The sequence below is a fragment of the Pelagibacterium sp. H642 genome (assembly GCF_031202855.1).
Lineage (GTDB): Bacteria > Pseudomonadota > Alphaproteobacteria > Rhizobiales > Devosiaceae > Pelagibacterium.
Genome location: NZ_CP101830.1, coordinates 237,156 through 262,331, shown reverse-complemented (window position 1 = coordinate 262,331; position 25,176 = coordinate 237,156). Strand labels below are relative to the sequence as shown.

Sequence of the window (25,176 nt, the reverse complement as noted above, 5' to 3'; positions counted from 1 at the left end):
CCCTTGTCCCGTCTTGCTTTCGTGACGGATGGCTGACAGGGCACGCGCCGCGCGCAGCATCTTCGCCCTGAAAATTTCCCCGGCCTGGCGGCCTTCCTGGCGCAGCAAATTTTCCGGGCGCCGATGCCCTCCACATCCGTTCCGGCCCTTCGGGTGCACCCGTCCCTCAAGGTCCTGTCTCCAAAGCCCCCGTCAGCAAGACGGAGCCAAGGAGGCAGCTATGAGCGAGACCCGCACCGACACCTACCAGCGTATCACCGATACCATCATCACAGCCCTTGAGAACCGCACACGGCCTTGGATGAAGCCTTGGAGCGCCATCCAGGTCGGATCGAACATCCCCCGCCCGATTCGCGCCAATGGAGAGCCCTATCGCGGCATCAACATCCTGCTTCTGTGGCTCGCGACCGCTGCCCATGGCTTTGAGCATCAGCGGTTCATGACATACCGGCAGGCGCAGGAACTTGGCGGCCAGGTCCGCAAAGGCGAGAAGGGAACGTGGATCGTCAAGTACGGCACCATCAACCGCAAGGCCGAAAACGCCGAGGACGAAGACCGGGAAATCCCGTACCTGAAGGGTTACACCGTGTTCAATCTCAGCCAGACCGACGGACTTGCGGACGAACACTATGCCGCCCCGACGCCCCTGCCTGCCGACCAGCGTATCGATCGCGCCGAAATATTTGCCCGGCAAACCGGAGCCAGCATCGGCTATGGCGGCAACAGAGCCTGCTACATTCCCGCCGCTGATCGCATTCAGATGCCGCCCTTTGCAGCCTTTATCAGCCCGGAAGCGTACTACTCCACGCTCTTTCACGAGCTGGCACACTGGACCGGAGCAAAGCATCGCCTCGACCGCATCAGCAGCACCAACATGAAGACCAGGGGCTATGCCTTCGAGGAACTTGTAGCTGAAATCACCGCATGTTTCATTTGCAGCGACCTTGGTATTACCGCAAGCGTTCGAGATGAGAGCGCGTCGTATCTGGCAAGCTGGCTCAAATGTCTCAAGGAAGACAAGAAAGCCATCTTCCGCGCAGCGTCACGCGCGCAGGCAGCAGCCGACTTCCTGCACAGCCAGCAGGAAGGCAAGGCGGCCGCATAGGCAGCCTTTTTCCTTCACTGGTCCTATCGATTAGGCCGGAAAACATGCTAGAAATCTAACAAATGCAATTCCAGATGATGGTGTGAAGACGTGTTAGTTCCGCGCCATCGACAGCTCCCACACGCCGGCCCGATCACCCGGGATCGCGAGCCAGTGATTTGGTGTCGGCTGGCCAGATCGCGAACCGCTTGTTCGGCAGTGCCTTGCGTGAGAATTTGGCTGCCTGCATTCGAGCCGCCCCGATAGGGGCTTCACGACACAGACCATTGGGCAATCCCCTTTTCCAACGAAGGGCCGGAGCCCGGTTTCAAGGGAGACCGGGCGGAGCAGGCGAGGCCAAAACGCGCTTTCCATACAGCGCTGTAGTGATGGCCGAGCCTGTGGTACACGGGGGCGGGCTGGCTTCCGCTAAGAGGGGGAGAGCGGCCATTCGTCAGGCGATCGTTCAAAGCAGCTGTTGGGACAGAGGGGGTCACCGGTTGTGCGTCTGCAGGGAGGTGATATCCTATCCTACCATTCAGCGCATTCGCATAGCTGGAGATCCAATGACCCCTCAGCGCATTACCCTCGTCACCCTCGGCGTCGACAGTCTCGAGCGTGCCAAGACCTTTTATTGCGCTCTTGGCTGGACACCCGCACCCAGCGAAACTGAAAGCATCGTCTTCTATCAGCTCAACGGTCTTGTTCTCGGTCTTTTCGGACGAGACGCACTTGCAAAAGACCAGGAACGCCCTGCCTCTGAACTTGGTACCGGTGCAATGACACTGGCGTTGAACATGCCCGACAGGAAGGGGGTCGATGCCGCCTACCGGCGCGCCCTTGATGCAGGCGCCGCCCCGATCAAAGCGCCCCATGACGTTTTCTGGGGCGGCTATTCGGGCTATTATGCCGATCCAGACGGCCATGTCTGGTAGGTTGCCCACAATCCCTTCTGGCCCTTGAACGAGGACGGCTCCCTCACCCTGCCGGCCGCTGCATGAAGGCCTTGAAGCCGACATTCACCGCGCTCGGCTCAGATTGCCTCAATGGGTCGAAACCTGCCTGATGGTTGCTCGCGGCTCCAGAACGACCAATTCGGGGTGCGAAGCGGACTGGCGGTGTTCAGCGGCACTGAGATAAGGCCAAGCACGAGCGGTGCAAACGTCATTTTGCCCGACAGAGCGACTTCGTGGCAGTTGTCGTGCATGATTAATTTCCCGGCGCGCCTCCAATGCAGAAGCCGCTCTATCGAATTTTTCAGAGCATCAACATACCTGCAAGGCAGCTTATTTTCGGAAGCAGCACAAGCAGAAACCTAGCGCCAAGGGTTGAATATTGTTGAATCGACGAAATTCGGGAAAATCTTACATCTAAAACAAATCTTTTATGGTGGTCTCACCGGTTTTAACATATGTACGCGCTTCATTTACGTCCTAGCTGAAGACAGCCGGTAGCAACCGAAAGTTCCGCGTTGTACGGGGTGCGTCGTCGTCGTATCCCGGACACAGTCATTTCGACTTATGAGGCTCGTAGCATGCCTGTGAACGACAGGGTCAAGCGATGCAAAACGGATGGCGCGGCCGCCGATCTTGTGCGTGTCGAAGTGCTCGTGCCGGCATCGGGCAAGCAGAACGTGCTCGACTATGCTCAACGTCTGCGGGCTGAGCATCGTGCCGGGCTTGAGGCGCTCATCGACCGGGCGCTCGAACGATACGGCCCTAAGATCGAGGACAACATCGACCTGTCCCGTCTGGCCAACGTTTCGGCTCGGGCAAGGGTAGTCGGCCGCGCGCTCCTGGAGCGTGGCGATGCCGCCGGGTTCAAGTTGGGTCGGCAGATGTTGGACAGGGCAGGATACGGCTCTGATTGAATTGCAGAAAAAGGTTTTTCCGTTAGTGCCGCCAACCGCTCTGAAGAGAGTTATCTGGCTGGTGGTGCGGTCCTCAATATGGATTGGCCGCGCATGTCCGACGATCTCGATGTTCTTCATTCATCAGACGAAGCAATTTCCATCAGTGCCCATGCCACATTGATGCGCTGAGAGCCGCAGCGCTCAAGGTCATTATTGATATCGAGACTTATGGCGTGTTTGAGTGCACGGTGTCGGACGGACGCGCCTCCACGATTCCGCGGCCAGGGCAGGCGCGCGGCCGGGATCATCATGGACGATCACGGCTGATGGCGGACCAGTGTTCTGGACGCAGGGCTTCGGCTCCTGGAGCTTGACCGACGGCGACGGCAATGCGGCAGGTATCGACCGCTCGACGGGTGGTCTGCTGGTCGGCGCCGACAGCTTGCTCGGCGACTAGCGCATCGGCCTTGTGGCCGGCTACAGCCAAGCACGTTCGATGCAGACGATCGCGCGTCATCGGGCTAGAGCGACAATTACCATGTCGGCCTCTATGGCGGCACCGAATGGGACGATCTCGCCTTCCGGACGGGAGCGGCCTATGCCTGGCACGACATCGACATCGACATCGATCAAGGGAGCGAAAGGTTGCTCCCGGCCATGCGCGTCTTTTGCCTTGCCAGGGCGCATTCATCGTCAGGCGCCTCCGCCGGCGATCAGGGTTTCGCGCGCGACGCGGAATGCGTCCTGCAGTGACTTGTGGTTGTCGAGGCCTTCGAGGGCATAGAAGTTGAGAAACTGACGCCCGGCGAACAGTTTGCCGTCGACATCGCTGAGGTCTGCTTCGTCACAGACCTCTTGCCAGTGTGCGGCGATGCTCGTGATCTGGTGTTCGATCAATGCGGCGGCTTCTGTTTCTTTGAGGTGATAGTCGGGCGCGGCAGCGAGCAAGGTGGCGAGCGTGCTGGCGCGGCTTTCGCCCTTGATCAGCATGGCCTGCGTGGCTTGGTTGCCTGAGCGGCCTTGCGGGCAGATGTCATAGGCGGGCGTCAGGGTCAGCCACTTGCCGTCCCAGAAGGCGGCATGGTTGCGGGCATGGTCGTCGGTGTTCCCGCACAGCACATTGAAGCAAATCCGCCCGTACAGCTCCTTGAGCGTGTTCTTGGGGTCGGTGAAGCGGTGACGGATCAGCTCGGCGAGGTCTTCGTATGAAGCGTAGCGGGCCATCATCTCATCAAGGCCCAACATGGTCAGGGCCGAGACCATGGCGTGTCGCGTCCAGCCGTTCTTGGTGCGGCTGCGGTCGAAGCGCTCGATCAGCAGAACGTCCTTTTGCGCGGCGCGGGTCATTGCCACGGACGCGGCGTTGAGCCCGCAGGCGGTCGCCAGCCTCATCGCGAGGAATTCGGCTTTCACGACGCTGTAGGTGTCGTTGGTGGCCGAGAACTTGGCGATGAACTTCTTAGTGTCGTTACCGATCAGCGCCTTGGGGCGGGCGCCGCCGATCGAGGTGCCGTGATTTATGGCCTGGTCGAGTGCCGGAGTGAGTGGGACGCCCTTTTCGATGCGTTCGGCCGCTTCGAGGAGTTCGTCGAGCGAGGCTTGCGCGCCAAGACGGGGAACATACTCTGTGGCCGATGACTGGAAATCGAGCGCCCCAATCCGGTCGGAACCTGACTGGAGCAGAAAGGTTAGCTCGCTGACCTCCGGCACGCCGGCCGCGTCGGTCTTTTTGCCCGTCAGCCTGTTGATGATGACCCGGCGGCCCCAGGCGTCCGGCGAGGCGTCGCGAATGCAGCTCCCCATCGACAGGCCATTAATCGGGGCGATTGTGCCCTCCCCAAGCGGCAGTTCGGGCTCATAGAGGGAAATCGCGTTCTTCCGGCGCCGGTAGCTGGCGCCATAAGTAAAGAGCAGGCGCTCGCCGTCCTGATCGAGGCGGCCCGCGACCACCGGTTCAGTCGCCCCCGGCAGCCACATCCAAACAAAGGCTTGGGTGGGGTCCGCCTTAGAAGTCATCATCGACCTCCTTCACGCTGTGGCGGACGCTTTTGGGCAGAAGGGCCAGTTTTTCATCGAGGTGGGCGTTGTGCATCTTAAGGGTGCGCTCGTCATAGTCGAACAGGCGCAGGCCGACTATTGAAGCGACCTCAAAGACAATACCGATCTCAGGGCCGGGTGCGCCCTTTTCGATGCTGGACAGGGTCGTGCGGCTGATGCCGGCGCGGTCGGCCAGTTCCTGCGCGGTCAGGCCGCGCTCGGCGCGGCCGACGCGGATCAGCTTGCCGAGCATGGCGAGGGCTTGGCGCGTCACTCTTGAATAGCTTCTCTGACGAGGCACGGTTATTCCTTACGGTGTTCATTTGAACGGACATAAGATTCGCTAACACCCAGATTTTTGTACAATTAAACACCAAGTTTGCATCCAATCAAGTGTTGTTCACTTGCATGGTCAAAAGGGCTGTTCGTGTCCAGAATTTTGTGCACGGTCAAGTATAAAGCAGTCGCGCCTACACACCCAGGGGTAGTTCTGCTTGCAGCCACGGCAGATCGAAGCCGGGACTCTTTGAGAGCTGGAGATTTTATCCCGGACCCGGTGTTACGATTGGGCCGGCCATGACCTTCGGCTATGTCGCTGCCCGCCATCTGGCAGAGGCCAGGGAGGCATAGTAGGGATGGAGGCGTACGGGAGCGAGACCTTCGCGCACAAAGCACCCTCCGTACATCATGTAAGGAGGACATTGATAAAGCGCGTAAACATGTTCACCGCTGCCCCTTGATTGTGGCCTCGCTTGCCCTGACGACCCTCATCCAGGCCCAGCTCGTCGAAAACCCGATCCCCCGGAGACCCCATGGAACGGCGGCAGGCAGCTCATGGCCTCACCATTTCGAACCTACGGTCTCGACCTTCTTTTCGACCGACGTATCTGGCGTCGTAGGTTCAACGAGCACTGGCGATCAGTGAGCGAAACTGCTCCATCACCTTGAAGGTGGCCGGACTGTAGACCATCGTATTGAGGTCGGGCCGTCCTCCGACGACGAAGGTCGAAAACTCCAGCTCGATAGCGCCAAGAGCAGGATGGTGCAGACGCTTGACCCCCTCGCGGGTGCCTGTAATCTCGTTATCGTCCCAATCGCCTTAAACTCCGCGCTGCTGGCGGACAGTTCATGGACCAGTTCGCGGATTTCTACCCCGGCGCCCCGGCGCGAGCGGCATCAGCCCCGAATGCGCCAACGACATAACGGGCGACATTGCGCCAATCGTCCTGCGCAGCGCGAACCCGCTCATCGGAGAACATCATGCGAAGGATGTTGCGCCGCCCCTTTGGTATCTTGGCATAGTCTGCCAGGATCAGAGTCGCCGCCTTGTTCCACGCTACGTCGCAGGGTCGGGGAAGCCGACGTGCTGCGTCTGGCATCTGAGGATCAGATGCGCTTTGCCAACACGCTGATCGATCTGCCCGCATCCAATGCCCGTCTCAAGCGCGCGCAAAACGCCATGCCGACGGGATCGCTCTCCGGTGAGTGCAAGGTTTGCAATAGAGGCGCTTTTCAAGGCCCATCTGCTTATGCGGCAATGAACGAATAGATCGCTATTTCCGCGAAACGCTGACGCAGGAAATCAGGCGTCGATACGCGACTTGTTTTGCCGCTCAAGACCTTGAGACCGACCGGTCGCGGGCTTTCAACACCCCGTCATCGAGCAACGTGCCGCTCACCACTGTGCCTGAGCCGTTCGCGAAGCGTCTGCCGTATTTACCCGACTGTCCCGGTGGTGCGACGTGTTCACGGGCCTCGCCCTGAGCCAGCTAACCTTTCCCACTCGTCTAACGGCAAGCGAAACCTATTTGGTCACTCAGTTCGTGCTCGCGATCAGCGAGGGCGGCGAGGCCGGCGCGCGCATCGGAACGCGGTTGGTTCCCGTTCCCGATTCCTCTCCATTTGGATGCCGAGGGATTGTCCCCCCGAAGCGAGTTGAGCCCCCTAAGTCCATTCGGTTTCCGCAAGCAACCCCGCGCGGCCGCGAACCGTGTTGGCGCTGCGCGCCTGCCCGCACCACTCCTTGCCTTGGGAGCGAGCCGTCGTTCCGTCGGTTGCAGGGGTCTCCCGCTGGTCTTGGTCGGGTCTCGTTCGGAGGGACGGTCCCCCGGACCAGCAAGATGGAGACAGGAAATGACCAACATCGTTCTTCTCGCCGGCAACATCGGCACCATTCCCGAGACTGCCACCACCCGCGGCGGCACCAAGCTAACCGAATTCCGACTGGCGACCTCCCGCCCGAAGCGGGTGGACACCAAGGTGGGCAAGAGTGAAGCCGGATACGCCGAGCAGGACACTGAATGGCACCGCATCAGGTGCTTCAACGGCCTCGCCGAGACGGTGCACAGGCACGTTGTCAAGGGAATGAAGATCGCGGTGCGCGGGCGCATTCACTACACCCGTTGGACCGACAACGAGAATATCGAGCGCTTCAGCACCGAGATCATCGCCGATTCCATCGACTTCCTCGCCTGGCCAAAACGCAATAGCGCCGGCAGCCAGGCCGAGGACACGGACCCCATCCCGTTCTGAGCCCGGATCGGATGGCCCCGTCGCGGGCGGGGCTATCCCCTCGCACGAAGGAGCACCGAGATGGGAAAATCTTCAATACGCGGATTGCCGGCAAAGCGGCGAGGCCGGGGGCTTCCGTGTCGGGCGCCCGAGCAAATAATAGCCCGCTCATCATCGAGGCCGGCTCGCAAAGACGTCATCGCGCAATATCGCGCGTGGTCTGCGATGCGGCGCGAGTTGCGGCGATGTGCTGGTCGAACTCGCGAATTGGCGTGGCGGTAACGCTTCCCTGGAGCGGAGGGGGCCACTCCCATGTCGAGCGACAGACCTGGGACGATAGCCGCGCATCCGCTTGGCGCGGAGCAGCTCAAGGAAGAGACTGACCGCCTCGTCTTCGGTGTCAAAGGAGTGCTGGACCATGCGCCCCGTCGTCCCGATCCTGCCCCAACGCCGGATCAGGCAGGTTTGCCCAAACAGCGTTCCCTCTATCGATAGCGCGTAGAACCGCGCCATATTCCGATCAGGGTCCTGGCGTTCGATATAGAGATGATAGTGCTTGGCGATCATGCCAAGCAGAATCGCGCAAGCCCGATCCTGCGTCCAATGAATGGTTTGAATCAACGGACGCGGTTCGATTCATTTCCGTGATGCATCGGCGGGACACCTCGCCGTGGAGCGGGTTGCCGGTGGGTACTGACTGCAACTTGGTGAGACTCTAGTCGGCGGACTCTCGGTTGTCATTTGGTTGGACTCTTCAGTCCACGGCCCAGCAGCCTGCCCTTCGGCCATTCTCCCGTGCTTTGCTCCAAGACGTCAGCACTACAGCTCTGGCGTGCCCAAAGCCGATCACTCTGTTCGATGGAAGCGGTTCTTCTCAACGACGACCGACTTCATGTCCGTGCGCCGGAACCATATCGCTCTGCCGCAGCGTAATGGGGGGTTGCCTGCCGTGAAGATGATCTGTTCGTCTGCACGCATCCGCAACACCTCTTCGGGCAAGATCAGGGGGCGTGCCGCCAAATGCTTGGACCGTGTGCGCGAGGAACGCGACATCTGCGATGATCGGGCTACCTGGTCGACCTCGACCGTGGTATTGCCGCACCGGCGCGAGATGTAGTGGGCGGTATCAGGATCGTTGATCGCCGCGAACGATAACCAGGACGCGGACTCAAACCATTTGCTCGTCGCATCGCGACCGCCATAGGCTTCACGCATCTGCCCGATCGACTGGAACAGCAGCACCAGGCTGATGCCGTATTTGCGGCCCGCGTCCCGCGCCGTCTCGAGGATGCGCAGATAGCCGAGCCTGGCCACTTCGTCGAGCAGGAACAGCGTGCGGCCTGCGACTTCTCCATCCCGGTTGTAGATTGCAGTGGCCAGCGCGCCGATGATCGTGCGGGCTAAGCCCGGATGAGCCTCCAGTGTTTTCAAGTCGAGATTGACGAAGACGTCTGTCCTGCCGTTGGCGATCTCGTCGGTTGCAAAACTCGAACCCGATACCAGGGCGGCGTAGTTGGGATAACTTAGCCAGTGGGTCTCCTTGACCGCATTGGCATAGACGCCCGAGAAGGTCTCCGGCGTCATGGCAATGAATGGGGCGACGTTCTCCTTAACGAACTCCGACCCCGAATTGTCATAGATGAGCTGCAGTCGCTCGCGCAGCTTCGGCTCCGGCTCGGAAAGGTTCGCCCGCATCTGGCGTAGATGCTGATTTTCTTTTTCGGTATGTCCCGAGAGACAGACATCGGCGATAAGCGCGGTGATCAGTTGAAGGGCCGAAGCGCGAAAGAAATCGTCACGGATCGAGGTCTGCCGTCCAGTGTCGGTGACGACCCAATTGGCGACAGAGACCAGGTCTTCTTCCTTGGTGCCGCCAAAGCGGCCGATCCAGTCGAGCACGTTAAAACCGCAAGACCCATCGCGTGGGTCGAGGATAAAAACATCACGACCCGCATTGCGGCGGTGTCCAACGACCAAAGGCGCGACCTCGCTGGACGGATCGAGGGCGATCAGACTGCCGCCCCATTTCAGCGCTGTCGGCACGGTGACCGACGTGGTCTTGAAGCCGCCCGAACCGGCAAATACCAAGCCGTGCGTTGAGCCGAAGGTCGCATCAAAACACAGCAGCGGCGATCGTCCACCGGCACCCCAGGTCTCACGCTCGTCGGCACGGAATCGGTGTTCGGCCACCGTGTCCTTGTCGACGCGGTAGGCCTCACCGACGACGATACCGCCGGTCTCGGGAAACAGGCGCCTGGCAACTTTAAGTGCCATCCATTCAGCGTCACCATGAATTGAGCGCTTGCCCTGTATGCGGCGCGGGGCGGCGGAGGCGAACGCGGCGTTGCCGCGCATCGTCACGCGCAGTGCAAACACGCCGGCAATCGCGGCGAGCGAGGCGCCTATGGTGGTCGCAGGATCGAGGTAGCTCATGATGCTGGCGCCGGCGGGTACGCTATCTTTGAAGCGCAACAGGCGCATGCTCTCGCGCGCTGCTGCGCTCGCAACGACAATCATGGTGCCGATGAGAACACCGAACCCCATTGTGCGGATCGAGACGGCGCCCCGTGCGCCCAACAGGAAAATGATGGCGATTGCCGCCGCCATCACATAGGGGAGGGCAATGCCGATCTGGCCCAGCATAGCGCGTGCGCCCGACGTTGTGCCGAAGGTGGCGGTCCAGTGTTCGATGCCGGTGAAACCGAACATCGTGCCCAACATCAGCGTGCCGGGTGCTACCAAGATAGCGATTTTAGTTGGCGTCATCGATGAACGCCTTCTCGCCCAGCGCCAATAGCCGTGCTCGCTCTGTCTCATCGCCCCGGATGCGGTCCGCCGCCTCGAGCAGCAGGCCGAGCAACAACGCCCGTTTCTCGTAGCGTAGTCCTGCTTTGACGATCAGTCCGCCAAGCTGGATTTTCTCGCGTGTGTCCTTGCGGCGGGCCTCGGTCTGTTTGGCCTGTCTCATCCGCTCAAGCCTCGCCAGCACGCCCATGAGACGTCGCAACCGCGACCGGTGCACCCGTCTGCCGGCTGGGCCGTACGTTCCCTTTGCAAAACCGGTTCGCGACTTCCTCAAATGCCGTGACGAGTTCGCTGTCATTGGCTTTTACGTCGCCTATGCCCGCTTTGAGCGCGAGCCGACCGATCCGTTCGGCCTCGCGCGTTTCGGCCTGTTTCAGCTGCTCTTGGAGCCGGCCGATTTCTTCCCTGATCCTCGATGATGGTTTCTTCATTGCGGTCGCTTTCTTGTCTTGGCTCGGGTTTTCCGAGGACAAGGATCGGGCGGGATCGCCTCTAGCGCGACCCGGCAGAAACGAGGGGTCGGCGGAGCCGGCACTTGGAGAGATTATCCCGAGCGTTCCGAAGGAATGCGTCCAAGGGCGCAGTAATACGTCGCATGCGCGACGTGGCTCATTCCCGGTCGGTCGAGCGGGAACATCTCTTTGGACATCCGTCGATGTTGGAATCGGTGTTCGCCTTGGCCATCACCCATTTTACGCCCCAGCTCATCTCCCGTGGCGATGGCCGCAGCGCCGTCTTGGCGGCCGCTTATCGGCATTGCGCGCGGATGGACCACGAGGCCGAGGCGCGCACGGTGGACTATTCGAGAAAGGGCAATCTCGCTCACGAGGAATTCGCGTTGCCACCCGAGGCACCGGAGTGGGCAAGAATGCTCATCGCCGACCGCTCGGTGGCCGGCGCGGCTGAGGCGTTCTGGAACAAGGTTGAGGCATTCGAGAAGCGCGCTGATGCGCAACTGGCCAAGGAGTTCATCATCGCCCTGCCGATCGAGCTCAACCGTGACCAGAACATTGCCCTGATGCGCCAGTTCGTGTCCGAACAGGTGTTGGCGCGTGGGCAGGTGGCGGACTGGGTCTATCACGACGAACCCGGCAACCCCCATGTCCACCTGATGGTCAGCCTGCGTCCACTGACTCAAGGCGGTTTCGGACCAAAGAAGGTTGCCGTCATGGCAAAAGACGGGCAGCCGATCCGCACCGCCCGGGGGAAGATTCAGTATCGTCTCTGGTCGGGCGAAAGGGCCGAATTTTTGCACCAGCGCCAGGGGTGGCTCGACCTGCAGAACCGGCATCTGGCGCTCGCCGGGCACGAGGTGCGCGTCGATGGCCGCTCCTATGCCGAGCGCGGCATAGACATTGTTGCCACCACCCATATCGGTGTCGCGTCCAAGGCGATACAGCGCAAGAGCGACGGTCGCGCCTTCGATCTCGAACGGCTTGCCGTCCATGAAGCCAAACGCAGGATCAATGCCAAGCGTATCGCGTCACGTCCCGAACTCGTGCTCGAGATGGCGACCGGCGAGAAAAGTGTCTTTGACGCACGCGACATCGCCAAGATCATCCACAGATATGTCGATGACCTCGGCACATTCGAGCGGCTGTTGTCGCGTGTTCTCGCCAGCCCTGAAGTTTTGCGTCTCGACACCGAACGCGTCGATCTCTCGACCGGTGCGCGCGTTCCGCAAAAGCTCACCACACGCGCAATGATCCGCATGGAAACCGAGATGGCCAATCGTGCGAGATATTTGGCGCGAGCTTCCTCGCATGGTGTGCAGAAGGGGGTGCTGGATGCGGTGTTTGCCCGCCACAAACGTCTCTCCGATGAGCAGCGGGCCGCTATCGAGCATGTTACGGGCAACGCGCGGATCGCGGCCGTAGTGGGACGGGCTGGCGCCGGCAAGACCACGATGATGAAGGCCGCACGCACGGCATGGGATAGGGCAGGCTATCGTGTGATTGGCGGGGCACTCGCGGGTAAGGCAGCGGAGGGCCTCGAAACGGAAGCCGGAATCGTTTCGAGCACCTTGGCATCGTGGGAACTGCGCTGGAAGGAGGGCAGAGAACGTCTCGATGAGAAGACGGTTCTGGTCCTCGACGAAGCCGGCATGATTGCCTCAAGGCAGATGGCGAATGTGGTGGAAGCGGTCACCAGGGCCGGCGCCAAGCTGGTCCTGATTGGCGATCCGGAACAGCTTCAGCCGATCGAAGCGGGGGCCGCGTTCCGCGCCATAGTCGAGCGCATAGGTTATGCCGAGCTCGAGACGATTTATCGGCAGAGGGAAAGTTGGATGCGGGATGCGTCGCTCAATCTGGCGCGCGGACGGACCAAGGCGGCAATTGAAACCTACGCCGCCAACGGACGGGTAATCGGTATGCAAGGAAAGGGCGAGGCCGTCGACAAGCTGATTGCCGATTGGGACCGAGCTTACGATCCCGATAAGTCGACGCTGATCCTCGCTCATCTGCGCCGGGATGTCCGCGATCTCAACGAGCGGGCGCGCGAAGTGCTCATCAAACGCGGCGTTCTCGAAGCTGGCCACGCCTTCCGCACGGCGGATGGCGTCCGCCATTTCGCAGCCGGCGACCAGATCGTAATCCTCCAAAACGACAGCACGCTGGGGGTCAAGAACGGCTTGCTGGGCAAGGTCGTAAAAGCTTGGCCCGGGCGGATCGTCGCTGAGCTCGGCGAGGGCGATGCGCGGCGTCGGGTCGAGATCTGTCAATGCAGCTATCGCGATATCGATCATGGCTATGCCACCACTATCCACAAGTCACAGGGCGCCACTGTCGACCGCGTCAGCGTGCTCGCATCGCTCTCGCTTAACCGCCACCTGACCTATGTCGCCATGACGCGACACCGCGAGGAGGTGACGCTCTATTATGGCTCGCAATCTTTTGCCATGGCCAGTGGGCTGACCAACGTCCTTTCACGGCTCGATGCCAAGGAAACAACACTGGACTACAGCGGAGGTGGTTTTTACCGTCAAGCGCTCAACTTCGCCAACAGCCGTGGTCTTCATCTCCTCCGCGTGGCGCGCGTGCTGACGCAAGATCGGCTCGGCTCAGCGCTGCGCCAAAAGCATCGTCTCAGCGACCTTGGAGAAAAGCTACGGACCGTCGGTGCACGTCTTGGGCTCTTTGACCGCAAATCGGCCATCCATTCTCAATCGACTCGAAAGACCCAACCCATGGTCAAGGGGGGCACCAGCTTCGCGCTGTCCATTGCCGAAGCGGCCGAAGCGAAGCTGCAATCAGACACGGGGCTTGCGAGGCAGTGGGATCTGATCTCTGATCGCATTCGTCGCATCTTTGCCGAACCCGAAATCGCGTTCCGCGCAATGCATATCGAGGCGGCCTTTTCCGATCCTGCCGCCCGATCTGATCGCCTGCAGCAACTTGCACGGGCGCCGGAGCGGTACGGGCCGCTGCGCGGCCGCACCGGCCTTCTCGCCAGCAGCGCTCAAAGAAGCGATCGCAGCATCGCAAAGGCCAACCTGCCGGCGCTACGCCGCGATCTCGAGCGCTTCTTTATAATGCGCGAACGGGCGTTGAAACAGCTCATCGCCGCGGAAGCGAACATGCGTCGGCGGTCTTCGATCGATATCCCAACCCTGTCGCCTGCGGCGGTCTCAGTGCTCGCCAAGGTAGGCGATGCCATCGATCGCAGCGAGCTGCCAGAAACGCTCGGCTTGGCCGGCGCCGACCCCTTGGTCAAAGCCGAGATCGATGCTTTCAGCCGCGCAGTTTCCGAACGCTTCGGGGACCGGGCGCTGCTCGGTAAAGGCGCCATGAGCCCTAGCGGTCCTGCTTTCAAGGTGGCATCGGCCGGTCTCATCCCGACCGAGCAACAAAGGCTGGCCGCCGCCTGGCCCTTGATGCGAGCCGCCCAGCAGCTTGGTGCCCATAAGCGCACTGTCGCAGCGGCCAAACGCACCGAGGCCCTTCGCCAGACCCAGCGCCGGGGCCGGGCCTTGAAATGACCGGTCGCGCCGCCCCCATCATCGTTGTTGCCGCTGCGGCTATGCTGCTCTGCTCACTTGCCGTGGTCGGCTTTGTCTTCGGCTTGCGGATCAACTTAACGCCAAGCTATCCGATCGGGGTGTGGCGTATCGAGCCGCTCGCGCGCAATGTCGCAGTCGGCGATCGCGTATTCATTTGCCCGCCGGTAAGTCCGGAGTTCATCGCAGCGCGCGAGCGTGGCTATCTCGGCTTCGGCCTTTGCCCCGGATGGATGTCGCCGCTGATCAAAACAGTGGCCGCCCAGGTCGGGCAGCAGGTCGCCATCGGCCGATCAGTCGCCATCGATGGCGTCCATCTCCCGCATTCTGTTGTTCTCTCGGCCGATGGGGCGGGCAGGGCTCTTTCGGGGGCAAGAGGAGGCGTCGTGCCGCCTGGGCACCTCTTTGTCTTTTCTGAATTTTCAGGTTCCTATGATTCAAGGTATTTCGGCCCTATCCCGGCTACCGGCGTTCTTGGCCTGGCTCGACCGCTCTTGGTCCTTAATCCCTGAGCTCATGCGATCGACTCTGCTCGTCGCCGCCGCGATCTCCATCGGGATATTGGCATGGAGTGGCGAGCCACGGCTGCTTGCGGCCGCCATGCTGTTTCCAGCGCTCTGGTCCCTGGCTCCCAGCCGGTTGGTGGCGGCATTGGTGGCGGCAGGATATTTTCTGGCAGCGTCGCGCGGTCTGCCCCAGAGTGTCGTGAACTTTTTCGGCAGTGGCATGGGAGCGGGCGGAATGCTCTGGATCGCGGCGTCGATCCCTTTTGTTGCCACCCATGCCTTGCTCTGGACCCCGCGGTCGGGCAGCGGACGCACGATCAGTTACGCTGTCATCGCCGTTCTGCTCAGCGTACCGCCTCTGGGCATTGTCGGTTGGGCTCACCCAATTACGCTCGCGGGCATTCTGTTTCCCGGTTGGAGCTGGCTCGGCCTTGGGGCGGCAGCTGTCGGCCTTCTCGCTATGACGACAAGATTTCGGGCGATCCCGATTCTTGTTTTCGCAGGCTTCTGGATCTGGTCCGCTGCCAACTGGACCGCTCCCAATTTGCCGCGGGCGTGGGTTGGCCTCTCCACTGAGTTTGGCGGTAACAACGGCCAATACGCAGACTACGAGCAGCATCACGAGACCATTGTCAGGGTTCGGCAAGAGGCCATGGCCGGTGCTCAGGTGATCGTTCTTCCCGAAGGCGCTCTTGGCGTGTGGACCCCAACGGTCGAAAGGCTCTGGGTCAACGCGCTTGAAAGCCTCGGCGTCACCGTCATTGGCGGCGCGATCATTTTCGATAACACCGGATATTGGAATGTGATGCTCGAGCTCTCGCAAGAGGGTAGCGTGGTTCGCTATCGGCAGCGCATGCCGGTCCCGATTTCGATGTGGCAGCCCTGGCTGAGATTATCTGGAACGCAAGAGGGTGCTCGGGCCGATTTCTTCGCAAACCCGGTCATTTGGGTGGGTGGCCTCCCGACAACGACGCTAATTTGCTATGAACAGTTGCTTGTCTGGCCGGTGCTACAATCGGCCTTGGGCTCACCAACTGTGCTTGTCGCCCCCGCCAATGGCTGGTGGGCGACGGGAACAGACATCCTCCCCGTCCAAACTGCTGTGACGACGGCCTGGGCGCGGCTGTTCGATCTTCCCCTCGTTCTCGCTATTAATACCTGAGGGAATAACCTGCTCATCCAGGGACCGCCTGCGCACAACCCTCACGGCCTTCACCTAGGGGCTGCGCACCCCAGCATACATCTTTATTCAAGAGCCGGCAAAGTTCCGTAAAACAGAACACATGGATAACGCGAGCGTTCGGGGACGCGCCTCCACCCGGAAGCGGCAGCCGCATGACACCCAACCAATTGATCTGGCCAAAAACATCGAACATTTGCGTCTCCGGAGAAAGAGGCGGGTGCCAAAACCCGCCCTGGACCGAATATCACGCGGCAGGATAGACGACCTGCATGTCAAGGACCCAGGTGATGCCAAAAGCGTCCTTGGGCATGCCATAGAGCGGGGAGAAGCCGGCGGGGCCGATCGGCTGGATGATAGTGCCCCCTTTGGAGAGCTTGTCCCAATAGCACTTGATAGTGTCGGCATCGTCGCCGCGCACCGAGACAAAGACCGGGATTTCGCCCGGGTTCCAGGCGCGTGCCCCCGGCACGTCATAGGCCATGACATGGAAACCATCGGCAGAAACAACTTGACCCCACATGATCTGGTTGGCTTCAGAAGGGTCGGTGACGGCATGGGCATCGGCATAAGTCACCAGCATTTGGTCGCCGCCAAAGACCGATTTTAGAAGTCGAGCGCTGCCCGGGCGTCGCCTTGAAAGTTTAGGTGAACGGTGGTCTTGATGGTCACCCAAAGTCTCCTTGGTCCGGAATAATTCAGCTGATATAGCTGAGCCCAACTGACAATTTCCGGCAGTTTGATATGGCGCGAGCGGACCGCCTTTTTTGACTTCTTCAGGCGATGCGGGTCATGCCCGCGCCCATCACGGCGGCGCGCCTCGCCGAGGAAACTGGCATGTCGTTGCGCTCACTCTATCGCGACATCGACAGCCTGCGTGCGGCAGGGGCCCGCACTGAGGGAGAACGCGGCTATGGCTATCGATTGATCGAGGACTACTCGCTACCGCCCCAGACGTTCGATCGCATTGAAATCGAGGTGCTCGCCCTGGGGCTGGCCGAGGTCAAGCATATGGGCGACGCCGCATTGGCCAGGGCTGCCAAATCGGTCATCGCCAAAATCGCCGCGACGCTGCCGGATGAGGGCGAGCAGCACCTGTTCCACGCCATTTCCCAGGTCTACCGGCCCGATGCCCGCTTCTCGTCCGTAGTCGATCTGGACCTCATCCGGGAGGCTTGCTGGGAGGAAAATGCGCTCGCGATCCGCTATGCGGACAAAGACCATGCGGTGACCGAGCGCACCATTCTCCCGTTGGCCGTAATGTATACGGACAGGACCCTGACGGTGCTGGCCTGGTGCTGCCTGCGCGAAGCCTTTCGCATGTTCCGCATCGATCGGATGATCGAGGTCAGACTGGCCTGCATGAGTTTCCGGCCCAGACGGGCCTCGATGCTCCGGGCCTATTTGGCCGAGCTCAATTCGCGCGAAGCACAGCGCCAGCAGGTGAGCTGAAAGGCAATTCCGCGCGTAGACTGCAGATGGTGTATCTATGTGTGGCGAAGAGACAGGTGGGGTGTGCCAAAATTCGTCGATGTTTGGCCGGGGTGAAAACGTCAGCTGTCCAATACATGAACCAAGAGCCGCTATCCCGCTACCTACCGCGCTGCGGACGCAGCCGTCGAGGGACACAACAAACTCGGCGAACCCGCTAGAACGCCCATCTGCCTGTCTAAAGCGGCAAGACGAACTGTTCCTCATTGCTGGTCGTGTCTTTATGATCCGGGAAGCCTGAAATGCTGATGCCGAGAAGGCGGACGCCCTTGTCGGCCGGAAAGATCGGCTCGAGCAGCGAGTGTGCAACCGCTTCAACTTCGCTCCGCATTTTTAACACCTGAGGCGCGGTACGGCTGCGGGTGATTGTTCCGAAATCGGAATATTTTATCTTAAGCGTTAGTGTGCGGCCGTAGAGTTCTTTCGCTTCGACATGGCGCCAAACCTTATCGATGATCGGTCCGAGTTTTTTCTTTGCGACCATCAAATCGTGAACATCGTCAGAAAAGGTATTTTCCCCACTGACGGACTTTCGGATACGATCGGGTTTGACGCACCGATGGTCCACGCCCCTCGCGATCCAAAAGTAGTATTCTCCGGCCGAACGGAATTTCTCCTTTAAAAAGGGCAGGGGCTTTTTCTTGAGGTCGGCGCCGGTCTTGATGCCGAGCGCATTCATCCGTGCCGCTGTCGCCGGACCGATGCCGTGGAATTTGCCGATCGGCAAAGTCTCAACGTATGCAGCACCCGCGGCGGGCGTGATGACGAACTGGCCGTTGGGTTTGTTGCGACCCGACGCCATCTTGGCCAAGAACTTGTTGTAGCTGATACCGGCGGAGGCGGTCAGTCCCGTGACGGCAAGGATTCTGGCCCTGATGTCTCTGGCGATTTCATTGGCCAGTGTCATGCCCTTGAGGTTTTCGGTGACGTCGAGGTAGGCTTCGTCGAGGGATAGCGGTTCGATCAAGGCCGTATATTGGGCGAAGATCTCGTGGATCTGTGAGGAGACTGCCTTATAGACCTCGAACCGCGGCTTAACGAAGATCAGCTCTGGACATTTTCTGGCTGCGGTAACCGAGGGCATGGCCGATCGAACGCCGAACTGTCGTGCTTCGTAGCTCGCCGCGGCAACCACGCCGCGCTTGGCTGCGCCGCCAACGGCCACGGGTTTGCCGCGCAACTCGGGATTGTCCCGCTGCTCGACGGAAGCGAAAAACGCATCCATGTCAATGTGAATGATCTTACGGGTAGTCTCGATGCCGGCCCCCGTGCCGTCGGTATGTTCTAATTGCATTGCGACAATCCACAGCTTGTTCACAGGACCGAAACAACCATTAACGCGGTTGTGACCACACCGATCACAAGGGCGATAAGGCACAGGCCAGAAGCAATTTTGCCAATAGAGACATCGCAGTAAATTCCGCCAACACCTGGGGTTCGGAAATGCTCCACTTTTTCGCGCTTACGGCAACATGAGGATGACCGTTGACTCTCCTTCCCGCAAGGAACAAATAGAGAACATATATTCACCAGACAGTCCAGCAACCAAATGGCCCACCATGCCGATAGCGTCGCCATTGCCGAGCTTCGGGAGCGCATCGCGCACCTGGAAGGTGCTGCGGTACGCCCGCGGGAAACGTTGCCATTTGCCTTGGCCGCCATAGACCAGCGGCTGCCGGGTGGTGGCCTGGCGCTGGGAGCCTTACATGAGGTCGCCGGGGGCGGCAACGGTGCTGTCGACGGAGCCGCTGCCGCCCACTTTACAGCAGGGATCGGGGCCAGGACCAAAGGGCGGGTGCTTTGGTGCGTTACGCGGCAGGATCTCTTCGCACCCGCCCTCGAGCAGGCCGGGCTCGCCCCCGACCGGGTGATCTATGTCGAGACGGGCGACGAAAAAACCCTTCTCGCCTGCATGGAAGAGGGCCTACGTCATGGCGGTATGGGCGCGGTCGTGGGCGAAGTTTCGCGGTTGTCGATGACAGCCTCGCGGCGCCTACAATTGGCTGCCGAAGGTACGGGAACGATCGGCATTGCGCTCCGACGCTGGCGTCGGCAGACCGATGCCTCCGATTTCGGGCAGCCGACTGCGGCTGTGACCCGCTGGCGAGTATCAGCTTTGCCGTCGCGACCATTGCCCGTCCCGGGCGTCGGGCGCCCGCGCTGGCTGGTAGAGCTGATCCGCGCCCGGGCGGGCGAAAGTCTCGATATTGAAGTGGAGGCGTGTGATGGCTCGGGTCATCTCGGTCTACCTTCCCACCTGGCCGACAGACCGGCTGCGGCGGACGGGTGGCGACGCAGCGCCGCCGGCTGACGCACCCTTGGTGGTCGCCGCCAGGGAAAAGAACCGTCATGTACTTGTGGCGGCGGACGCTGCCGCGCGCGCGGCCGGTCTTGGGGTCGGTATGGTTTTGACCAAGGCCAAGATCCTGGTGCCTGATTTACACGTGGAATACGCCGATCCGCAGGCCGACGTCGAAAGCCTTGAGCGGCTGGCGCTTTGGGCATTGCAGCGTGTGAGCCCGTTCGTCGCCGTTGATGCCCCTGATGGCCTCATCATCGATTCCACAGGGGCCGATCACCTCCATGGCGGGGAAGCGGCGCTGCTCGACACGTTGCTCGGGCGCCTGATCATGTCGGGCATTTCGGCCCGTGCCGCGATTGCCGATACGCGCGGGGCGGCGCATGCACTGGCACGCTTTTCTGCCAACCCCTCATTTGTCGCGCCAGAAGGGCACGGGACAGAGGTCTTGCTGCCATTGCCGCTTGAAGCGCTTCGTCTGCCGACCAACTTGTCCCAGGACTTACGCAAGCTTGGATTTGCCACCGTCGGAGATGTGCTTTCTCAGCCCCGGGCGCCGCTTGTTCTAAGGTTTGGCCCGGAGTTGGGGCGTCGGATTGCTCAGGCGCTGGGAGAACGGGGCGAACCCATTGAACCCCTGCGTCCGGCCGACCTTATCGAGGTGCGCCGTTCCTTCGCCGAACCGATCGGGGCGGCCGAAACCATTTCTCGATATATCAGCAAGCTGGTGGTGTCGCTATGCACAGAACTCGAACTTCGTGGACTGGGCGCTCGCCGTCTCGACCTTTTGTGTCACTGCGTTGACAACCGGATCGAAGCGGTGCGCGTAGGGACCGCGACGCCAGCCCGCGACATCAGGCGTCTGACACGGCTGCTCTGCGACAAAATCGAGACCATCGCCCCGGGCTTTGGCATCGAGGTGATGTCCTTGACCGCAACGATTGCCGAACCGATGGGTGAGCGGCAGTCGTCCTCCTTGCTGATCGAAGAGGCCGAGCCCGACATTTCCGACCTGATCGATACCCTATCGAACCGGGTGGGTGAACGCGCCATTTACCGGTTTGCACCAGTGGCCAGCGATGTTCCGGAACGCTCGGTTGCGCGTGTCGCGGCGCTGTCTCCCGATCTCGGTGAGGGCTGGCCGGGCCATTGGCCACGTCCCTCGCGCCTGCTGCCGCGGCCTGAACCCATCGAGACAATCGCCCTTCTGCCCGATCATCCACCGGTTTCGATCACATGGCGCGGGGTGCGTCGTCGCGTGCGCCGGGCTGATGGACCTGAGCGGGTGTTCGGTGAGTGGTGGCGAGCCGACGCCGAGCTTGTTGCCGTGCGGGACTACTTCCGGATTGAGGACGACGCCGGTGAGCGTTTTTGGGTTTATCGCGCCGGTGACGGGGAGAATCCCGAAACCGGCTCGCACAAATGGTTCATGCACGGAATCTTCGGATGAGCGGACCACGATACGCCGAACTTCAGGTGACCACCCATTTTTCGTTTCTGCGGGGGGCATCCTCGGCCGAAGAGCTATTTGCCACGGCCGCGCTCCTGGGCATCGAAACGTTGGGGGTCGTGGACCGCAATTCCCTTTCCGGGATCGTGCGCGCCTATGAAGCTGCAAAGGCCACAGGCGTGCGGCTGGTCGTCGGCTGCCGGCTCGATCTGGTCTGCGGCATGTCGGTCTTGGTCTATCCCACCGACCGGCCTGCCTATTCACGCCTGTGCCGCCTGCTGTCCCTGGGCAAGCGCCGGGCAGGCAAGGGCAAGTGCCAGCTGCAGTGGGAGGACCTGGCCGACTATGGTGAGGGCCTCATCGCCATTTTGGCGCCCGACCTCGCCGATGAAGAATGCGGGTTTCGGCTGCGGCGCCTGCGCGATGCTTTCGGGGACCGTGCTTATCTCGGACTGGCCCTCAGGCGCCGGCCCAATGATCAGTTGCGGCTTCACGAGCTCTCTGAGCTTGCCCGATATATGGGCGTGCCGACTGTGGTCACCAATGACGTGCTCTATCACGAGCCGGGTCGGCGCATCCTTCAGGATGTGGTGACCGCAATCCGTCACAACGTTACCATTGACGCGTTAGGTTTGCGGCGGGAACGCCACGCCGACCGCTACCTCAAGCCGCCCGAAGAAATGCACCGGCTGTTTAGCCGCTACCCTGAAGCATTGGACCGAACGCTGGAGATCACCGAGCGCTGCCGCTTCGATCTGGGCGAGCTTGCATACCAATATCCCGAAGAACGGGACGATCCATCACTCACCCCGCAGCAAACGCTAGAAAGGCTGACTTGGGAAGGCGCGGCCAACCGCTATCCGGAAGGGGTGCCCGACGAGGTGGTGGCAACACTCCGCCATGAGTTGACCCTTATCGCCAAGCTCAACTACGCGCCGTATTTCCTGACGGTCAACAACATCGTCCGCTATGCGCGATCCCAAAATATCTTGTGTCAGGGGCGGGGCTCGGCGGCGAATTCAGCAGTGTGTTTCGTGCTCGGTATCACCTCGATCGATCCGGGCCGCAACGATCTGTTGTTCGAGCGGTTCGTCTCCGAAGAGCGCCATGAGCCGCCCGATATCGATGTCGATTTCGAGCATGAGCGGCGCGAGATGGTGATTCAGTGGGTCTACGAGGCCTATGGGCGGGATCGCGCAGCGCTGTGCTCAACCGTGACACGATATCGAACCAAGGGGGCACTGCGCGATGTTGGCAAGGCGCTGGGGCTGACCGAAGATCTTATCAAGACTATCTCGGGTCAGATCTGGTCGTGGTCGGAGGAGGGCGTAGAGACGACCCATGTTAAAGACCTCAATCTCAACCTCGCTGACCGGCGGTTGCGACTAACGCTCGATCTCGCCCGTCAACTTATGGGTGCACCGCGGCATCTGTCCCAGCATCCCGGCGGCTTCGTTCTGACCCATGACCGGCTCGATGATCTCGTGCCCATTGAGCCGGCGGCCATGGATGATCGGCAGGTGATCGAGTGGGACAAGGACGATATTGATTCGCTCAAGTTCATGAAGGTCGACGTCCTGGCATTGGGCATGCTCACCTGCATGAAGAAGGGCCTCGATCTCTTGGCCGATCACAAAGGGGTTGCGCTCGACCTCGCGACCATCCCGGCCGAGGATCCGCGGACCTACGCCATGATCCGCAAGGCCGATACGCTGGGCACCTTCCAGATCGAGTCCCGTGCCCAGATGAGCATGTTGCCCCGCTTAAAGCCGCGCACCTATTACGATCTTGTCGTCCAGGTGGCGATTGTCCGACCCGGCCCGATCCAGGGCGATATGGTCCATCCTTACCTGCGCCGCCGCGAGGGGCTCGAGCCTGTGCATTACCCGAGGCCTGATCTGGAAAAGGTCTTGGGCAAGACGTTGGGCGTACCGCTGTTCCAGGAGCAGGCCATGCGGGTCGCCATTGAATGCGCGGGCTTCACCCCGGGGGAAGCGGATATGCTGCGCAAATCGATGGCCACGTTCAAGTTCACCGGCGGGGTCAGCAAATTCCGCGACAAGCTGATCGATGGCATGATCGCCAATGGATACGAGCGAGAATTTGCCGAACAAACCTTCAAGCAGCTCGAGGGGTTTGGATCGTATGGCTTTCCCGAAAGCCATGCTGCTTCCTTTGCCCTCATCGCCTATGCCAGTGCCTGGCTCAAATGCTGGCACCCGGACGTGTTCTGTGCCGCGTTGCTCAACTCACAACCGATGGGGTTCTATGCTCCCGCCCAGATTGTGCGCGATGCCCAAGAGCACGGCATCAGGGTTCTGCCGATCTGCGTGAACACTTCGAGATGGGATTGCACGCTGGAAGCGCCGGATGAGGAGGAGCGGTTTGCCGTGCGCCTAGGACTACGCATGGTCAAGGGGCTATCCAACATCCACGCTGCTGCCATTGTCGCCGCGCGGGCCGATCAACCCTTCGCTTCCGTCGACGATCTTTGGCGAAGGGCAGGGGTGCCGATCGCCGCTCTCACCCAGATCGCCGAGGCGGACGCGTTCCGGGAGGGCTTCGGTCTGGCACGCCGTGAAGCCATTTGGGCCATAAAGGGTTTACGCGATGAAGAGCTTCCCTTGTTTGCTGCGGCATCAGCAAGCGAGGGGCAGACGGTTTCCGAGGTGTCCGAACCTGCGGTTACCTTGCGGCCCATGCGCGACGGCAGCGAGGTCGTCGCGGACTATCGCCATGTCGGTCTTTCACTCCGCAGCCATCCGGCAAGCTTTCTGCGCCAGGATTTGTCCCGACGTAGCGTGGTTACCTGCGCCAGCGCCATGGCGGCGCAGGATGGCCGTTGGCTCGAGGCTGCCGGCATTGTTCTCGTGCGCCAGCGACCCGGCAGCGCCAAAGGCGTTATGTTCATCACCCTTGAGGACGAAACCGGTATCGCCAATCTCGTCATCTGGAAGAAGGTCTTCGAACAGCACCGGCGCATCATCCTCACTTCGGGGATGATTTCGGTGAAGGGTCGGATTCAGCGCGAGGGCGAGGTGGTCCATTTGATCGCCCATCAGATTTTCGACCTCTCGGACGAACTGGCCAGTGTGGGCGAACGCAACGGTCTGTTCCCGACCCCGCATGGGCGAGGCGATGAATTCCATCATGGGGCGCCGACGCCAGATCCACGCGGTCTGCCGCCCAAGGAATTGCGCGCTCGCGATATCTACATTCCCGATCTGCATATCGATTCGCTTAAGGTCAAGGCGCGGGATTTTCGGTGAAGTCAATTTTTGAGACCTGAATAAGTATTTGAGAATGCGGCCCTTCGGTAAACGGCTCCCTTTGCGGTTGTTCATCTTGACGCCGCCGATCCCAAAGCAGCCGGTTTCTGCCCAATAACCGGGACACATTGCGCGGGGTCCCGCGAGGAGCCGACAATCTTTTGAAGCTCAGGCCGACCACTCACAAAAGGATGGTCCAGCCGGTCACCACCACAAGAGACAGCGTGACGAGTGCACCAGAAACATAGAGGATGGTTCTGAGATTCCCTCCCTTGGCCGCTTTGCCGCCGCGCAGGTAGACGGTTAGGTGAAGCAGCCGTATTGCGATTTGCCCCCACACCAGCGCGGCCAGCATCATCGGCTCAACCCCTACCAATATCGCCAAGATGGCGGGTACCACGAACGGTACCAGCGCCTCCACCGAGTTCATGTGGACGCGATCAATGCGATAGAGAAGATTGTCGTCGTTGGCCGGAATAACTGGCCCAGACAGCACGCCGGCCCGCCCTTTTGAGGCTCCGGAGTAAATAGCCAAACAAACGGACAAGAGACTGAGTACAAGCAGTCCAATTAGGCTAAGAGTGTAAGCTTCCATGGTGGCTCAACTTTGCTGATCAGGAAATCAAATAGCGAAGGGGAAGGGCGGTCGAGGCGTCCCGTTATTCCAACAGCATTCAGACGGTTAGGCGGCAAGT

21 protein-coding genes and 4 pseudogenes are annotated in these 25,176 nt (G+C 60.8%); 14 read left to right on the top strand and 11 right to left on the bottom strand.

Going from position 1 to position 25,176, the window contains the following annotated elements; all coding sequences use genetic code 11:
- Positions 1-220 precede the first annotated feature (220 nt).
- The 5 genes and pseudogenes from NO934_RS19425 to NO934_RS20715 form a co-directional block, all read left to right on the top strand.
- Positions 221-1,105, top strand: a complete 885-nt coding sequence (locus NO934_RS19425; protein ID WP_309163807.1) for a zincin-like metallopeptidase domain-containing protein — start codon at positions 221-223, stop codon at positions 1,103-1,105.
- Between the two features lie 545 nt (positions 1,106-1,650).
- Positions 1,651-2,016, top strand: a pseudogene (locus tag NO934_RS19420) (VOC family protein); the annotation flags it as partial.
- 602 nt (positions 2,017-2,618) lie between these two features.
- The gene (locus tag NO934_RS19415) at positions 2,619-2,954 is read left to right on the top strand and encodes a hypothetical protein (protein ID WP_309163806.1); all 336 of its coding nucleotides are present in this window, start codon (positions 2,619-2,621) and stop codon (positions 2,952-2,954) included.
- Between the two features lie 223 nt (positions 2,955-3,177).
- The gene (locus NO934_RS20720) at positions 3,178-3,393 is read left to right on the top strand and encodes an autotransporter domain-containing protein (RefSeq protein ID WP_375143306.1); all 216 of its coding nucleotides are present in this window, start codon (positions 3,178-3,180) and stop codon (positions 3,391-3,393) included.
- Between the two features lie 113 nt (positions 3,394-3,506).
- A pseudogene (locus tag NO934_RS20715) lies at positions 3,507-3,689 on the top strand (hypothetical protein); the annotation flags it as partial.
- Here the strand turns inward: NO934_RS20715 and NO934_RS19405 are convergent.
- From NO934_RS19405 to NO934_RS19390, 4 genes are all read right to left on the bottom strand, one after another.
- Positions 3,630-4,952, bottom strand: coding sequence for a type II toxin-antitoxin system HipA family toxin (locus NO934_RS19405; RefSeq protein ID WP_309163804.1), 1,323 nt, complete (start codon positions 4,950-4,952; stop codon positions 3,630-3,632). The pseudogene NO934_RS20715 and the gene NO934_RS19405 overlap by 60 nt on opposite strands.
- Entirely contained in the window at positions 4,942-5,226 is a 285-nt protein-coding gene (locus NO934_RS19400) for a helix-turn-helix domain-containing protein (protein WP_309164398.1), read from the bottom strand. Before NO934_RS19400 ends, NO934_RS19405 begins: the two co-directional genes overlap by 11 nt.
- A gap of 648 nt (positions 5,227-5,874) precedes the next feature.
- Positions 5,875-6,021 (bottom strand): hypothetical protein, encoded by a 147-nt coding sequence (locus tag NO934_RS19395; RefSeq protein WP_309164397.1) that lies wholly within the window; start codon positions 6,019-6,021, stop codon positions 5,875-5,877.
- Between the two features lie 100 nt (positions 6,022-6,121).
- Entirely contained in the window at positions 6,122-6,352 is a 231-nt protein-coding gene (locus NO934_RS19390; protein WP_309163803.1) for a hypothetical protein, read from the bottom strand.
- Between NO934_RS19390 and NO934_RS19385 the strand changes: the two genes are divergently transcribed.
- Positions 6,337-6,522, top strand: coding sequence for a hypothetical protein (locus NO934_RS19385; protein ID WP_309163802.1), 186 nt, complete (start codon positions 6,337-6,339; stop codon positions 6,520-6,522). The genes NO934_RS19390 and NO934_RS19385 overlap by 16 nt on opposite strands.
- Positions 6,523-7,106: 584 nt before the next feature.
- Positions 7,107-7,505 (top strand): single-stranded DNA-binding protein, encoded by a 399-nt coding sequence (locus tag NO934_RS19380; protein ID WP_309164370.1) that lies wholly within the window; start codon positions 7,107-7,109, stop codon positions 7,503-7,505.
- Between the two features lie 297 nt (positions 7,506-7,802).
- Here the strand turns inward: NO934_RS19380 and NO934_RS19375 are convergent.
- The 4 genes and pseudogenes from NO934_RS19375 to NO934_RS19360 all read right to left on the bottom strand — a co-directional run.
- Positions 7,803-8,051: pseudogene (locus NO934_RS19375) on the bottom strand (WGR domain-containing protein); the annotation flags it as partial.
- Positions 8,052-8,330: 279 nt separating this feature from the next.
- Positions 8,331-10,250 carry a Ti-type conjugative transfer system protein TraG gene (traG, locus tag NO934_RS19370; protein ID WP_309164395.1) on the bottom strand — a complete coding sequence of 640 codons (1,920 nt, stop codon included), beginning with the start codon at positions 10,248-10,250 and terminating at the stop codon, positions 8,331-8,333.
- On the bottom strand, positions 10,237-10,452 hold the full coding sequence (traD, locus tag NO934_RS19365) for a conjugal transfer protein TraD (protein WP_309164369.1): 216 nt from the start codon (positions 10,450-10,452) through the stop codon (positions 10,237-10,239). The genes traG and traD overlap by 14 nt, the downstream gene beginning before the upstream one ends.
- 4 nt (positions 10,453-10,456) lie before the next feature.
- Positions 10,457-10,720 carry a TraC family protein gene (locus tag NO934_RS19360; RefSeq protein WP_309164368.1) on the bottom strand — a complete coding sequence of 88 codons (264 nt, stop codon included), beginning with the start codon at positions 10,718-10,720 and terminating at the stop codon, positions 10,457-10,459.
- 245 nt (positions 10,721-10,965) lie between these two features.
- Here NO934_RS19360 and traA point away from each other — a divergent pair, with 245 nt between their 5' ends.
- The 3 genes from traA to NO934_RS19345 are packed head-to-tail and all read left to right on the top strand — an operon-like array spanning position 10,966 to position 15,954.
- Complete coding sequence (gene traA / locus NO934_RS19355; protein ID WP_309164394.1) at positions 10,966-14,268, top strand: Ti-type conjugative transfer relaxase TraA; 3,303 nt, start codon at positions 10,966-10,968, stop codon at positions 14,266-14,268.
- On the top strand, positions 14,265-14,798 hold the full coding sequence (gene traF / locus NO934_RS19350) for a conjugative transfer signal peptidase TraF (protein ID WP_309164366.1): 534 nt from the start codon (positions 14,265-14,267) through the stop codon (positions 14,796-14,798). The genes traA and traF overlap by 4 nt, the downstream gene beginning before the upstream one ends.
- Positions 14,799-14,802: 4 nt before the next feature.
- Positions 14,803-15,954: a conjugal transfer protein TraB gene (locus NO934_RS19345; RefSeq protein ID WP_309164365.1), complete on the top strand. Its 1,152-nt coding sequence runs from the start codon at positions 14,803-14,805 to the stop codon at positions 15,952-15,954.
- A gap of 265 nt (positions 15,955-16,219) precedes the next feature.
- Here the strand turns inward: NO934_RS19345 and NO934_RS19340 are convergent.
- Positions 16,220-16,644: pseudogene (locus NO934_RS19340) on the bottom strand (VOC family protein).
- Positions 16,645-16,755: 111 nt separating this feature from the next.
- On the opposite strand from NO934_RS19340, the gene NO934_RS19335 reads away from it, so the two are divergent.
- The gene (locus tag NO934_RS19335) at positions 16,756-17,424 is read left to right on the top strand and encodes a YafY family protein (RefSeq protein ID WP_309164364.1); all 669 of its coding nucleotides are present in this window, start codon (positions 16,756-16,758) and stop codon (positions 17,422-17,424) included.
- A 217-nt stretch (positions 17,425-17,641) separates the two neighbouring features.
- Here NO934_RS19335 and dinB read toward each other — a convergent pair whose 3' ends face one another.
- Complete coding sequence (gene dinB, locus NO934_RS19330; RefSeq protein WP_309164363.1) at positions 17,642-18,757, bottom strand: DNA polymerase IV; 1,116 nt, start codon at positions 18,755-18,757, stop codon at positions 17,642-17,644.
- A 255-nt stretch (positions 18,758-19,012) separates the two neighbouring features.
- Here dinB and NO934_RS19325 point away from each other — a divergent pair, with 255 nt between their 5' ends.
- From NO934_RS19325 to NO934_RS19315, 3 genes are read left to right on the top strand one after another with little or no spacing between them, the layout of a single operon-like run.
- Positions 19,013-19,774: an ImuA family protein gene (locus NO934_RS19325; RefSeq protein WP_309164361.1), complete on the top strand. Its 762-nt coding sequence runs from the start codon at positions 19,013-19,015 to the stop codon at positions 19,772-19,774.
- Positions 19,689-21,212 (top strand): DNA polymerase Y family protein, encoded by a 1,524-nt coding sequence (locus NO934_RS19320; RefSeq protein ID WP_309164359.1) that lies wholly within the window; start codon positions 19,689-19,691, stop codon positions 21,210-21,212. Before NO934_RS19325 ends, NO934_RS19320 begins: the two co-directional genes overlap by 86 nt.
- On the top strand, positions 21,209-24,481 hold the full coding sequence (locus tag NO934_RS19315; RefSeq protein WP_309164357.1) for an error-prone DNA polymerase: 3,273 nt from the start codon (positions 21,209-21,211) through the stop codon (positions 24,479-24,481). The genes NO934_RS19320 and NO934_RS19315 overlap by 4 nt, the downstream gene beginning before the upstream one ends.
- Before the next feature lie 181 nt (positions 24,482-24,662).
- Here the strand turns inward: NO934_RS19315 and NO934_RS19310 are convergent, their stop codons facing one another.
- Positions 24,663-25,076 carry an MAPEG family protein gene (locus NO934_RS19310; protein ID WP_309164355.1) on the bottom strand — a complete coding sequence of 138 codons (414 nt, stop codon included), beginning with the start codon at positions 25,074-25,076 and terminating at the stop codon, positions 24,663-24,665.
- Positions 25,077-25,176 lie beyond the last annotated feature (100 nt).